We start from the raw sequence: 12,227 nt of genomic DNA on the forward strand, positions 1-12,227 counted from the left end.
ACATCACTTTCTAAAAGTCAATATCTCAGGAAATTAAATGTTGACTAAACCATGCTGATACAATCCGTTGAAGTTCAGCGATATCCTGTTGCATATCCGGAGAATTTTTGGCGGCTTCCAGATCGATGTTATGCTTCAGATGCTCAAAAGTTCGCATAGACAAACGCTTCGACTGAGCAGCTTGCTCATAATACGGTGCAAGAGTCGTATACAATTCCTCTACTTCACTAGCAGGAAATATCTCGTCCTGTGAACCATGTACAAACAAAACAGCAGGCATTGGTTGGTGCTTTTGCAAGTTTGAAGCACGAGAAAGAAAGTCTAAGCGTTGTTTAGCCACTTGTGACTCGGCACTCCAGCGATAGCGCTTCTCTACCCAAGGATATTGCTCTTTGAGCGTAGGATATGCTGCCTGAACTATACGTTCATAGTTGTTCACAGCCGATGCAAGGTCTTTGGTAACGCCAGCTAGCACAGCTGTAGTAATTGGCAAAGGACTTTCCAGTAAGGTGAGTAATGCGGCGATACCACCAACCGAGAAACCAAACAAACCAATCCCTTCCCTGTCATCGATGCTAAATCGCGCTTGCAATGCACGAACAACATCCGGTAACTCTTGCATGGCTTGTTCGACAGTAGGAAGCAGCGCCTGTAACACGTAGTCTTCTAGCTGTCGCCGCGTCATCTCATCAGTACCGCCAACTGGCAGACGCTTTCCAAACAGTGGCAGTCCGAGATAGGCTTTCCAAGCTTGCACCTCTTCAAGCGGTAATATTTCTGCCAGCATCTCCTTGCTACCCGGTATACCGGCACCGTGCCACAGAATGATGAGTGGGGTGCTTAAGCTGGGGTTGGCAGGCGGACGAACTAAAACAGGTACGCCCGCTAATAAGAGTGATTCTAGGCTAGACATCATTCACTTCCTTGCCCTTAAGCCGGACTACGAACACTTATTTGTTGAGTACGATCGCTCAACAGATTCTGGAGTCTTTTGTTCAGGACAGCGTGCCAACCCCCATTGACATAAAAGTTGAGAGTAACAGTATCAAAGCTCTCGACTCTTCCATATCCTCTAGAAAATGACATTTTTGGCTCAATTGGCTCTGGCATTCGAGTGTCCATAAATGCCTTAGGCATAGAGTTGTCTAGCCATGTCTGCTCATGATGCGTTAGCAGACTTGATGCGAGCGATCGCACAGCCGTGACGGAGGCAATTGCATGACTCTCAAAACCCTTATGTTCAAGCTGAAGCTGTGTACCCCCTGCCATCGGTACCAGTCTCCACGTCACAATTGTTGGCTTCCCCATCAACCCCCCCCGCCAAGTATAGGAAAGACTCCTGGGTTCATCGAGTTCAATAACCTCGCAGTGGATGGCTTCATTCACTCCTTGGTGTGGCTGAGGCTCAAACCGGAATTTATGTCCAACTCGTGGCTCAAAGTCGTTCTCCATCAACCATTGTGCCAACACACGTCGGTTTGTAATCGCCTGCCAAACCCTTTCGGGAGAATAGGGGTAAAAGACATCTAGCTTTAAGTCTCTGAGCATGGATTTTCCTCCAAATACTTGCCAAGAGCATCGAGTTTCTCTTGCCAGAACTGCTCATAAGGATTCACCCAGTCGGATACTTCCTTGAGAGGCTCAGGATTAAGCTGATAGAGGCGCTGGCGTCCTACTTTGCGCTGGGTGACTAAACCCGCATCACAAAGGATATGCAAGTGCTGGGAAATGGCTGGCATTGACATCTCAAAGGGTTCAGCAAGCTGCTTCACCGATTGTTCGCCGTCGCGTAGCCGATCCAGGAGAGCGCGTCGGGTTGGATCTGCGATCGCCTGAAAAATATCAGCACTAGCGGCAGGTCTACTCATACAGAGAAACTCAATACTTAAGCAAATGCTTAACTGTTATTAGAATACATAAGCATTTGCTTAAATGTCAATCGATTGTAGAATTCCAACAGCAAAGCGCCGCACCCACTAAAAGGATGCGATCTGCTGTAAGCAGCAGCGCTAGGCGATAGCGAAGCGCTGGAACCTTGGAACTTCCCCTAATTAGGTGTCGCCACACGCCTGGGCAGACAGCTTTTAACCTGCAAGCTTGTTAACCTTCAACCTTCAACTGACGGACGAGACAATCTGAATGCCCCGAGTAGAAAACCGTGTCACCCAGAAATCCACATCGGGGTTGGGAATCATGCCCCTGACTCTTTGCCGAATCTCCTGCGCGTGAGCCTCTGACTCGCACAACGCAAATACAGTTGGCCCCGATCCAGACATCATGGTTCCTAAAGCACCGCTACTTTGAAACGCTTCCCTCAGTTGTGCCACTTGCGGAGTGGTGGGCAGCACCACTTTTTCTAAATCATTGTGCAGCAACCGACCAATTTCTGAGCCATCTTTGTGGCGAATCGCGTTAACCATTGGCCCCGAATGAACTCGATGGGCACGGGATTCCAAACTCTGTGTATCGCGCACATATGTATGACCAAACTCAGAGCGATAAGCTTTGTAAGCCCACGGGGTCGAAATCATGAGGTTACGGTCTTTCGCTAAGACAACATAAAGAGAATCGAGAGCCGATAGCGAATTAAGTTGCTCACCTCGACCTGTCGCCAGCGCTGTGCCCCCTGCCAAACAAAAGGGAACATCTGAGCCAAGCTGTGCGGCTAAGTCTTGTAATTCCGGCTGCGTGAGTCCCAACTGCCACATCATATCGACTCCCACTAAAACAGCGGCAGCATTGGTCGAACCTCCCGCCAGTCCAGCCGCTACAGGAATATGTTTTTTGATGGTAATTTCCACACCACCAAACTTAGCGAAGACATCGGGAAATACCTTAGCCATCAATTCTACGGCTCGGTAGGCGAGGTTGCTTGAGTCACTCGGCACTTGGGGATGGTCGCAGTGGATGAGGATGGTATCGGTGCCGATCGCACGGACTTCAATTTGGTCGGCTAACTCAATACTCTGAAGAATCATCGCCAACTCGTGATATCCATCAGGGCGATCGCCTAGAATTTCCAAATACAGATTGATTTTGGCTGGGGCAATTAGAGAGTAGGAGCGCATTACTCGATTTTGGATGCAAGGATTTGGGATTTTAGATTGGGTCTGACATTCCCGGTCTAAAATCGGTTAACAAGTTACTCAAAGCAACCCACTGTTGCACGCTCAGGTCTTCTGCGCGAGCTTGGGGGTTAACATCTAATTGTTCCAGCAACTGGGTAAGGTGATCACTCTCTACTACCGATTTCAAATTATTTCGCAACATTTTCCGCTTGCTAGAAAAGCCCAGTTTCAGCAATGTCTCTAACCATTTGGGGTCAGTGGCTGGGGGTTCCACCATTCGTGGACGCAACCGCACGACGGCAGAATCAACTTTGGGGGGAGGGGAGAAGGCTTTTGCTGGTACCTCACAGATTAATTCACACTCGGCTAAATACTGCACCCGTACTGACAGTGCACCGAAGGCTCTCGAACTGGGCTTTGCATACAACCGTTCGGCGACCTCTTTTTGCACCAAGAGGACGATTAAATCAAAGGGGTCAGCGGCTGGTTGAGAAATGGTACCCAGTAGCTTCTCTAAAATGGGGCCAGTAATGTTGTACGGAATATTGGCAACAACTTTCTTGGGGTTCTGAAAGGCGGGGAAGGAGGCTAGCTGTGCATCTAAGTCGAGGGTAAGAAAGTCGCCTTGCAGCAGCAAAAAGTTATCAAACGACCTCAACTTTTGGACTAAAAGCTTGCACAAGTCGCGGTCAATCTCCACGGCGACCACAGATTGAGCTTCCGGCAATAAGCGACGGGTGAGAATGCCAGTGCCGGGGCCAATTTCCAGGATGCGATTGCCTTTGGCGCTGTCCTCACTAAAGCTCCGGTTTGGGCCATCGCTCTTTTGCAACTGAGCGGCTGCAACAATTTTGTTGAGCGCCTCCTCGCTGCGTAGCCAATGTTGTGCAAATTGTTTACGGGCTTTTGGAGTCATCTTTTCTTCGCGGCAGGAGACTCCCGCTCTCGTCCTCAGAGGGCTATAACGGGAGAGGTAAGCCGCGTCCGCGAGTAGGTTTTTACAGTTAACAGGGGAGAATGTCAATTGCTAATTGTACCGAGGAGCCAGGAGCGTTTGCACTTTGATTGTGGAGTTAACACAGAGATCAGCAGTTTACGAAGAACAGCAATCCTATGTAGAAGAACCGTAGTTATCCCTGAAACGCGTCGCTGCTTCTATTTTTTCGCTATAAAAAACCCCACTGGAGTCAAGCCTGTGGGGTTGCCTTCTGATGAAATCTTCCGTGATCATAAGTTTCCCAAAATTCTCAGGCTTCACCTGATCGGATTATCCAATTGGGTGATATGGCAATACACTTGATTGATTTAATCAGCGGGATTGGCTGGGGTAGATTTAAAGGAGTAAACTACCTGAATCTAGAAGACCATAGCTCTGTTGAGGTCGCTTGATTGGCAATTTAGAAATTATTCGTTTCTGATTTTGGCCCAACACTCCCTGGCTGATTCAGGAAGAGGTTACCGGCTGCCTCGTTTTGATAGATGCACTCGATTTCAGGTTTGCTATTTAGGTCGCCGGTGAAGCCAAAGGTATTCATCCGTCGTTTGCAGTCACGCACCTGATCGGAGGTTACCAAGTTCTTCTGCTCCAAGATTGACCAGTTATTCTGACGTAGTACACACCCAGGCCGCATGGTCGGCTGGGTAACAAAGACATTAAAGGGATTGAGTGTCACAAACACACGCATATCCGTAACGATCGAGCTGGCACCATATTGAACACAGAGTTCAGCGTTCGGTACACTGCGGTCAATGACTTCGCGGGATGCCACATTTTCTGGGTTGAACGTCGCTGTGGAGCTAAAAGCAATGCCCACCCCAACTCCTAGTATAAAGATCGCCGCAAAAGCAAAAAGTACTAGGGGCGTGAATATGGAACTCGCAGGCTTAGAAGTGGAGAAGCTATCCCTATCATTAGGGGGAGTGAACCTGGATTTACGTTTCATCGTTGCTTATGCTTCGTCAACGTTAAGAGGATGGGGAGGAGTAGTTGCAACTGCTCTCCTTCTCTCAGTATGCCTATAGATGCTGCCACTTGACATATTGTCGGTTACAGTCTGAAGCGTAAGGTGGCGCTGATGCGTGAAGTGTTGAGCTGTTTTTGGATACATTGTTGTGAATCCGAACCTTACAAAAATCTATCGTAAGTGTGGGATTATTTTACAATCACCAGTCCACTACACTAACCAGTCCAGCAGTAAAAATAACTATGACTAGTCGTCCTATTATCCTTGGAATCGTCGGTGATAGCGCTGCCGGAAAAACAACTCTGACGAGGGGAATTGCTCAAGTTTTAGGCACCGATCAAGTCACGGTTATTTGTACGGATGATTACCACCGCTATGATCGCAAGCAGCGAGCTGAATTGGGAATTTCAGCCTTGCACCCCGACTGCAACTATCTAGATATTATTGAGCAACACTTGAGTCTGCTCCGCCAGGGACAACCCATTCTCAAGCCCATTTACAACCACAGCACCGGCTCGTTTGATGCGCCGGAGTACATTAAGCCCAGCAAGTTTGTGATTGTTGAGGGATTGCTGGGTTATGCGACTCGTGAATCGCGGGATTGCTTTGATGTCAAAGTTTATTTAGCACCGCCGGAATCTCTACGGGCACAGTGGAAAATCAAGCGCGATACACGTAAGCGGGGGTATACCGAAGAACAGGTTCTCGATCAATTGAGGAAGCGTGAATCAGACTCAGAAGAATTTATCCGTCCTCAGCGCAAGTGGTCAGACATTGTCGTCAGCTTTTATCCGCCTGACGATGATACATCGGAGCAGAGCGATTTATTGCTGAATGTACATCTGGTACTCAGACCCACTATCCCGCACCCCGACTTTACGGGAATTCTCAATCCCAGCAAATCCCATCTCAGTTCAGCGATTCGCTTAGAACTCGATCGCGATATGGGTAAGCCGGTTGATGTTCTCGAAATTGATGGTCATGCGACTGACGAACAGGTCAAAGAGCTAGAACGGTTACTCTGTAATGAAATTCCCTATTTAGGTCAATTCTGTAGTCTGGAAGGGAATCAAGATATTGGTAAAGTTACAGGAACAACTGGGGAAACGCTCCAAAGCTATCCTCTTGCCCTAACGCAGCTACTCATTACTTATCACATGATCAAAGCGGCCAATATCTTTGACTCAGCCGAACCCAGCCTTAGTGTTTAGTTCCTTGGCTTTGAGGTGATTGCTTAAATAAGCCTGATGAAGATGTCACAGCCATCTCATCTGTATCATTGCCACATATGGGGAGGACAAACCTACTGTTAACGGCTGGGGATTTTTGAGGCCGATGTCAGTTTCAAGTCTGGAAAAGGGATTACTAAAATTAATACCCTTGAGTCTTCATGAGCCTGCATCTATGACGTATAGCCTCAGAATTGCCGATATTCCAACCAGCGAGCGCCCTCGTGAGCGATTAATGGTGGAGGGAGCTAAAAATCTGACAACAGCGGAACTAATAGCGATTTTGTTAGGTACAGGTCAAGGAAAAGGCAAGCTTTCTGCGATCGGTTTGGGACAATACATTTTGCAGCAGTTAGGCCAAAACCAGCGCGATCCGATGGAGGTGTTGCGAGACATCCACCCTCAGGAGTTGATGGAATTTCACGGTGTGGGGCCAGCCAAGGCAACAACAATTCTAGCCGCTGTTGAGTTGGGGAAACGGGCATTTCAGTCTCGCCCTTCGCAACGTACAGTGATTGATAGCCCCACAGCAGCAGCGGCTGCCCTCAGTCACGATTTGATGTGGCAAACTCAGGAACGATTTGCAGTGTTGCTGTTGGATGCGAAGAATCAGTTGTTGGGGACTAAGGTGATTACGATTGGCACGGCAACGGAGACATTGGCAAATCCCCGCGATATTTTCCGAGAGGTGCTGCGACAGGGAGCAACAAGGGTCATCATTGCTCACAATCATCCTACTGGAAGTGTGGAACCGAGTTCGGAAGATATTAACCTGACTACACAGCTTTTGCAGGCAGGGCAATTACTCTGCATTCCCATCCTGGATCATTTGATTTTAGGGAATGGGAATCATCAGAGTTTGCGTATCACGACTTCGCTATGGAATGAATATCCACAGGGAGATTAACACAGTTTGCCTTTGTTGTTGCTTGGCGCTAACTTGTGCTATCGAATTTTCTGCAAAAACAACAGCGTTTAGCCCCTGCAAACACCTGCCCTAGCGTGCGATCGCGATCACGGGGGATGAGTGAAAGGGTGGTTAGCCTGGGGCGATGCTGAGCTGATGGGTTAGCGCTAGATGGCAAATGAGGAGCATCTTGAAATACTCAAAAAAGGAGCAAAGGCTTGGAATAGTTGGCGGGAGTGTTGTCGCGACATTAAGCCTGACCTTAGTAGGGTCAATCTTGAGAAAGCAGGCCTCCGTGAAACTGACCTTAACCAAGTGGATTTGCGTGGTGCAAACCTCAGTCAGGCAATCTTACAAGGAGCAAATCTCAGACGAGCCAACCTTAGCTCTGCAAGCCTCAGTGAGAGAAACCCTACAGATATAGAAATAACAGAAAATAATTTTGTTTTTATCTTTCTTAAAGACTCTTCTATAGATAGGCCAGTAGCCTATTTCCGTAAAACGAATCTTAGTGGCTCCAACCTTAGTGGAGCTAACTTAGAGGAGGCAAATTTAAACGAGGCAAATCTATGTAGGGCAGACCTTAGTCAAGCAGACCTAAGCAGAATCAGTGCTTTGCATACTAACTTTAGTCAGGCAATATTCACTGGAGTATGCATAGAAGACTGGCACATCAATAGATTTACAAAGCTTGATGACGTGATTTGTGACTATGTTTACTTAAAGCGAGGTCAGCAAGAACGCCGTCCGCACATGGGTAGCTTTGTACGTGGAGATTTTCTAAAACTCGTTCAGGATTCGCTAGACACAGTTGACCTAATCTTCAATGAAGGGGTTAACTGGAAAGCTTTTGCTTACTCATTTCACAATACACAAGTTGAAAACGAAGGTATTCCACTAGCCATTCGGAGTATTGAAAATAAAGGAGATGGCGTTGTTCTGATCAGGGTCACTGTCCTTCCTGATACAGATAAGGGCAAAATTTATAATGATTTTCTACAGGGCTATGAATTTGCAGAAAAAGCATTAGAGCCAAAATATCAAGCCAGACTAGAAGATAAAGATAAAGAAATTAATCGATTATTCTATTTAGTTAATCAATTACAAAACCAGTTAGGCGAGGTTCCAAAGCTAATGGCAGAACAGTCAAAATACGACCAGCGTGGCGCAAATATCAGCATTGGCAGTTATGTAGACACAGCTCAGTCTGGCAGTCGGCAGCAAGGTCAAGCTATTCAACACAACTACGCACCAGAGCAAAAGCAAACGCTAGCTGAAGCAGCAGCAGAGATTCAACAGCTGCTTCAGCAGCTAGAGCAGACTAATCCCAGTGCGACAGAGGCTGAAAAGATTGAACACATCAATGACGAAACCACTCCTAAGTTCAAGAAACGTGTTGTTGGTGCATTGCAAGCGACTGGCGAAGCAGCAATTGACGAGTTTGTCTTAGAAAACAAGTATCTCAAAGTGGCAAAAGCGGCTATCAAAGGCTGGATGAAACCAGAGTAAGCCAGCTCAGGTAACTATCATTAAAAAAAACCTTATGGAAGTTAAGGCACCCGATTTATTAGCGGCGACGGGTGCCTGCAACAGCTTGGCATTCGCTAGCGATCGCAGCGTTGGTACAAGCAACCGGACACAGCTCTGATCAAAGCTAAGGCTCACAGTGCTCGAGAGCTGGCGGTTTCACAAATCAGAAGTGTTGTTGGCTGGGTTTAGGCAGCTCATCAACTCATCACCAAGCACCAGCCTATCAAAAGGAAGGGCAGACCAAGGAATAGCCCAAGCCCCGGAATTAGAAGGGTAGGAATGCTACCGACTAATATAAATACCAATCCTGCAAGAACGCGCAGCGGCTTAGTCAAACACCAAATCAGTTTTAGCATGGTATCACCAGTAGAAGAAAAGACTGAGATGCTTGGAAATCACTAGCATCTTAGATTTCTCTTGATGTCTGGCTCATCTCTCCATTTAGGTAAATCCGCCAAGCAAAAGCCAGCGATCGCCCATGACAAAAGTCACAGTTAAATTCATGACTTTCTCCTCATGTGGCTCATGGGTATGAGTTCCTATGATGAAGACATCAAATTCCAAAGTTCAGATAGACCACAGTTCCTCACACCAAACGCCAGCGGGTGCAAGCTAAAGCACCCGTTTTTGCTTGCAAGGGACTGCGATCGCTGCCATAGCCGAAAAGGCTCCCACGAGTATGCGCTGTAAGCGATTTTTTCGGCATGGCGCTAGGCATTTCCCTGATACCGCCATCTCAGTCTTATCCGATCTTTGTCATTCTCCGTCGCGAGACAGCCTTTTGACGTCCTAGTTTTGCGCTTTTTGACACCCATTTGCACACCAAGTTGAAGGATTTGGGGTACAGCAAGGGCAGTTTAGGCAAAACAACTGCACGCGCTCGCAATGACAAAAGCCGCTCCCTTGTGGTACATTGGTTACTTACGGGCGATTAGCACAGGGGTAGCGCACTTCCTTCACACGGAAGGGGTCACTGGTTCAAATCCAGTATCGCCCATTTTATTTTTTGTACAGTGACTAATTAATTGTCTGTCACTACAACCATAAGTTGTCCATAATAGTCACTTTATGCTTGTAATTGTCTCTAGTCAACTTATGCTTGTCGGATGTTACATGAGACATAAATGTCTGACAGTGAGGACAGTGGAAACATAGGGGGCGATGGTGGTGAGAACATTCCTTAATTCAAGAAAAAGCCGGAGTGACGCTTAGCTTTAATTGACCGAAGGTTGATGAGAGGATATCGACCGGGTATGGTGCTAATTGACGCTGGCTATATTCGAGTAACCCTGTAGCTCACGTCAAAGCCGCCATCAGTCAGAACAATTACGGCGTCAGAATCTAATGCTATTCAAAACGTTGAGGAAAGGAGTATTGGCTCGGTTTATCGTGGGTGCAGTCGCGATGGTATTTGCGATCGCCATACAACCCCTAATCCATCCCAGCCTCGCAACTCCCCCTCCATCACCCCCCGATGCTCCCAGATTTTCATTACCACTGCCATCTTTGCCGTTACAGAATGACAGAACCAGGGACATCGTTATCAAGCTAACCAACGCTTTTTCCTTTTCCGAAGGCGTCGCAGCCGTATGGATCGGTCCTCAGTGGGGTTATATCGACAAGACTGGCAAGATTGCCATCCAACGGATGTTTAATGATGCTTATGAGTTTTCCGATGGACTGGCAATCGTCAAGATTGGCACTAAATATGGTGCGATCGACAAAACGGGCAAGACAGTTATCCAGCCCCAGTTCGATCAAGCTTATCGCTTTTCTCAAGGGCTGGCGGCAGTACAAATTGGCAATCAATGGGGCTATATCGACAAGACTGGCAACCTAGTCATCCCGCCTAAGTTTGACGAAGCCTATCATTTTTCTCAAGGGCTGGCAGCAGTAGAAATTGGCGATAAATATGGCTATATCGACAAGACTGGCAACATCGCCATCCAGCCGCAATTTAACTTTGCCTCTGACTTTTCCGAAGGCGTCGCACCAGTACGAATTGGAAATAAGTCAGGCTATATCGATCAGACTGGCAACTTAGTCATCCCCGCACAATATAATCGTGCGTTTCCCTTCTGTGAGGGGTTGGCCGTGGTAGAAATTGGCGATAAGTATGGCTACATCGACAAGACTGGAAACATCGCCATCCAGCCGCAGTTTGGCGAAGTCGGTTCCTTTTCCGAAGGGCTAGCAGTAGTCCCTTCAACTAATGGCAAGGGCTATATGGACAAGACGGGTAAAATAGCGATCAAGCCACAGTTTACGTTTGCTTATCCCTTTTCCGAAGGGCTGGCAGTGGTACAAATGGGTTTTCAGTGGGGCTATATCGACAAAACGGGCAATCGGGTTATTAACTTGCAGTAGGGAAAGGAACTTTCTACGGGCGATCGCTGACTAACTTGAACAAGCCTAAGAATCTTGACTTGTGAAGTTGCTCTTGCCATGAAGACAGTTAGCCTTTGTTTAGTTTGCCTCAGCGTTTTGATGTTTGCTTCTAGCAGCCAACCTTTAGACGCACAGGATGCCTCTAGAGCATTGCCCGTTACATCTAATAGCAAACAAAACGTAACGTCTCAAATCGGCAAACTCGTCATTCAACCTCAGTTTGATGATGCCCACAGATTCTCCGAAGGGTTAGCGGCTGTCAAAATTGGCGACAAATGGGGGTTTATTGACAAAACGGGCAAACTCGTCATCCAACCTCAATTTGAGTCTATTTCCGAGTCCTATGAGAATGAAGCCAGGTCTTTTAAGACCTTTTCCGAAGGCGTCGCAGGAGTCCAGGTTGGCGAAAAAAAGTGGGGCTACATCGACAAAACCGGGAAATTTGTCATCCAACCCAAATTTGAGTTTGTAACCAACTTTTCTCAAGGCGTCGCAGCAGTCAGGATTGGCAACAAGAGTGGTTATATTGACAAAACCGGGAAATTCATCATCCAACCCAAATTTGAGGGTTCAGGCAGCTTTTCTGAAGGCGTCGCAGTAGCCGTCGTCGGCAATAAAAGTGGCTATATTAACAAAACCGGGAAATTCGTTATTAAGCCCCAGTTTGATAGAGCAGAAAGCTTTCAACAAGGGCAAGCTAAAGTTTGGATTGGGGAAAAGCCGCACTGTATTGATAAAACCGGGAAGCTTCTCAAACAACAATCTGATACTTGTGGATTGACTTTTTCTGAAGGACTATTAGCCGTAAATAGGACTGAGGAACCTGTTCTTTGTTCAAGTTTTGGTCAATGTAGTGTCGGCTATATCGACAAGACAGGAAAAATGGCGATCCAGCCTAAGTTTAGTAGAGCAACGAACTTTTCCGAAGGGCTGGCAGCCGTAGCGTTATATGGCGATCATGAAGGGCACGTTCCTGTTTTTTGGTCTTGGGTTTACATTGATAAGACAGGCAAAGTCGTTATTCCCACAGAGTTTAGGGATGCGAAAAGTTTTTCGGAAGGGCTAGCCCCCGTCATGATCAAAGACAAGTGGGGCTACATCAGTCGATGAAAGAGTTTTTGGCGTTCGATGTCAGAGGTGC

11 protein-coding genes and 1 tRNA gene are annotated in these 12,227 nt (G+C 47.2%); 6 read left to right on the forward strand and 6 right to left on the reverse strand.

Going from position 1 to position 12,227, the window contains the following annotated elements; translation table 11 throughout:
* Positions 1 to 25: 25 nt before the first annotated feature.
* The 6 genes from NDI48_00560 to NDI48_00585 form a co-directional block, all read right to left on the reverse strand.
* Entirely contained in the window at positions 26 to 916 is an 891-nt protein-coding gene (locus NDI48_00560) for a prolyl oligopeptidase family serine peptidase (GenBank protein ID MEP0829695.1), read from the reverse strand.
* A gap of 14 nt (positions 917 to 930) precedes the next feature.
* Positions 931 to 1,548, reverse strand: coding sequence for an SRPBCC domain-containing protein (locus NDI48_00565; GenBank protein ID MEP0829696.1), 618 nt, complete (start codon positions 1,546 to 1,548; stop codon positions 931 to 933).
* Entirely contained in the window at positions 1,533 to 1,868 is a 336-nt protein-coding gene (locus NDI48_00570; GenBank protein ID MEP0829697.1) for a metalloregulator ArsR/SmtB family transcription factor, read from the reverse strand. The genes NDI48_00565 and NDI48_00570 overlap by 16 nt, the downstream gene beginning before the upstream one ends.
* Positions 1,869 to 2,114: 246 nt before the next feature.
* Positions 2,115 to 3,068, reverse strand: a complete 954-nt coding sequence (ispE, locus tag NDI48_00575; protein MEP0829698.1) for a 4-(cytidine 5'-diphospho)-2-C-methyl-D-erythritol kinase — start codon at positions 3,066 to 3,068, stop codon at positions 2,115 to 2,117.
* Between the two features lie 31 nt (positions 3,069 to 3,099).
* Positions 3,100 to 3,984 carry a 16S rRNA (adenine(1518)-N(6)/adenine(1519)-N(6))-dimethyltransferase RsmA gene (gene rsmA, locus NDI48_00580; GenBank protein ID MEP0829699.1) on the reverse strand — a complete coding sequence of 295 codons (885 nt, stop codon included), beginning with the start codon at positions 3,982 to 3,984 and terminating at the stop codon, positions 3,100 to 3,102.
* A 481-nt stretch (positions 3,985 to 4,465) separates the two neighbouring features.
* The gene (locus NDI48_00585; protein MEP0829700.1) at positions 4,466 to 5,011 is read right to left on the reverse strand and encodes a DUF3172 domain-containing protein; all 546 of its coding nucleotides are present in this window, start codon (positions 5,009 to 5,011) and stop codon (positions 4,466 to 4,468) included.
* Between the two features lie 263 nt (positions 5,012 to 5,274).
* On the opposite strand from NDI48_00585, the gene NDI48_00590 reads away from it, so the two are divergent.
* The 6 genes from NDI48_00590 (at position 5,275) to NDI48_00615 (ending at position 12,196) form a co-directional block, all read left to right on the forward strand.
* Positions 5,275 to 6,243 carry a phosphoribulokinase gene (locus NDI48_00590; protein MEP0829701.1) on the forward strand — a complete coding sequence of 323 codons (969 nt, stop codon included), beginning with the start codon at positions 5,275 to 5,277 and terminating at the stop codon, positions 6,241 to 6,243.
* A 193-nt stretch (positions 6,244 to 6,436) separates the two neighbouring features.
* Positions 6,437 to 7,168 carry a DNA repair protein RadC gene (gene radC / locus NDI48_00595; GenBank protein MEP0829702.1) on the forward strand — a complete coding sequence of 244 codons (732 nt, stop codon included), beginning with the start codon at positions 6,437 to 6,439 and terminating at the stop codon, positions 7,166 to 7,168.
* Between the two features lie 171 nt (positions 7,169 to 7,339).
* Positions 7,340 to 8,677 carry a pentapeptide repeat-containing protein gene (locus NDI48_00600; protein MEP0829703.1) on the forward strand — a complete coding sequence of 446 codons (1,338 nt, stop codon included), beginning with the start codon at positions 7,340 to 7,342 and terminating at the stop codon, positions 8,675 to 8,677.
* A gap of 946 nt (positions 8,678 to 9,623) precedes the next feature.
* A tRNA-Val gene (locus tag NDI48_00605) sits at positions 9,624 to 9,695 on the forward strand.
* A gap of 377 nt (positions 9,696 to 10,072) precedes the next feature.
* On the forward strand, positions 10,073 to 11,065 hold the full coding sequence (locus NDI48_00610) for a WG repeat-containing protein (protein ID MEP0829704.1): 993 nt from the start codon (positions 10,073 to 10,075) through the stop codon (positions 11,063 to 11,065).
* A gap of 78 nt (positions 11,066 to 11,143) precedes the next feature.
* Positions 11,144 to 12,196 carry a WG repeat-containing protein gene (locus tag NDI48_00615; protein MEP0829705.1) on the forward strand — a complete coding sequence of 351 codons (1,053 nt, stop codon included), beginning with the start codon at positions 11,144 to 11,146 and terminating at the stop codon, positions 12,194 to 12,196.
* Positions 12,197 to 12,227 lie beyond the last annotated feature (31 nt).

This window comes from Microcoleus sp. AS-A8 (genome assembly GCA_039962225.1).
Lineage (GTDB): Bacteria > Cyanobacteriota > Cyanobacteriia > Cyanobacteriales > Coleofasciculaceae > Allocoleopsis.

What these genes read in the sequence shown, in the direction of transcription:
- NDI48_00615 (MEP0829705.1), top strand. Translation starts at nt 11,144, where the DNA reads ATGAAGACAGTTAGCCTTTGTTTAGTTTGCCTCAGCGTTTTGATGTTT.
- radC (MEP0829702.1), top strand. Translation starts at nt 6,437, where the DNA reads ATGACGTATAGCCTCAGAATTGCCGATATTCCAACCAGCGAGCGCCCT.
- NDI48_00585 (MEP0829700.1), bottom strand. Translation starts at nt 5,011, where the DNA reads ATGAAACGTAAATCCAGGTTCACTCCCCCTAATGATAGGGATAGCTTC.
- NDI48_00565 (MEP0829696.1), bottom strand. Translation starts at nt 1,548, where the DNA reads ATGCTCAGAGACTTAAAGCTAGATGTCTTTTACCCCTATTCTCCCGAA.
- NDI48_00600 (MEP0829703.1), top strand. Translation starts at nt 7,340, where the DNA reads ATGGCAAATGAGGAGCATCTTGAAATACTCAAAAAAGGAGCAAAGGCT.
- NDI48_00570 (MEP0829697.1), bottom strand. Translation starts at nt 1,868, where the DNA reads ATGAGTAGACCTGCCGCTAGTGCTGATATTTTTCAGGCGATCGCAGAT.
- rsmA (MEP0829699.1), bottom strand. Translation starts at nt 3,984, where the DNA reads ATGACTCCAAAAGCCCGTAAACAATTTGCACAACATTGGCTACGCAGC.
- ispE (MEP0829698.1), bottom strand. Translation starts at nt 3,068, where the DNA reads ATGCGCTCCTACTCTCTAATTGCCCCAGCCAAAATCAATCTGTATTTG.
- NDI48_00590 (MEP0829701.1), top strand. Translation starts at nt 5,275, where the DNA reads ATGACTAGTCGTCCTATTATCCTTGGAATCGTCGGTGATAGCGCTGCC.
- NDI48_00560 (MEP0829695.1), bottom strand. Translation starts at nt 916, where the DNA reads ATGATGTCTAGCCTAGAATCACTCTTATTAGCGGGCGTACCTGTTTTA.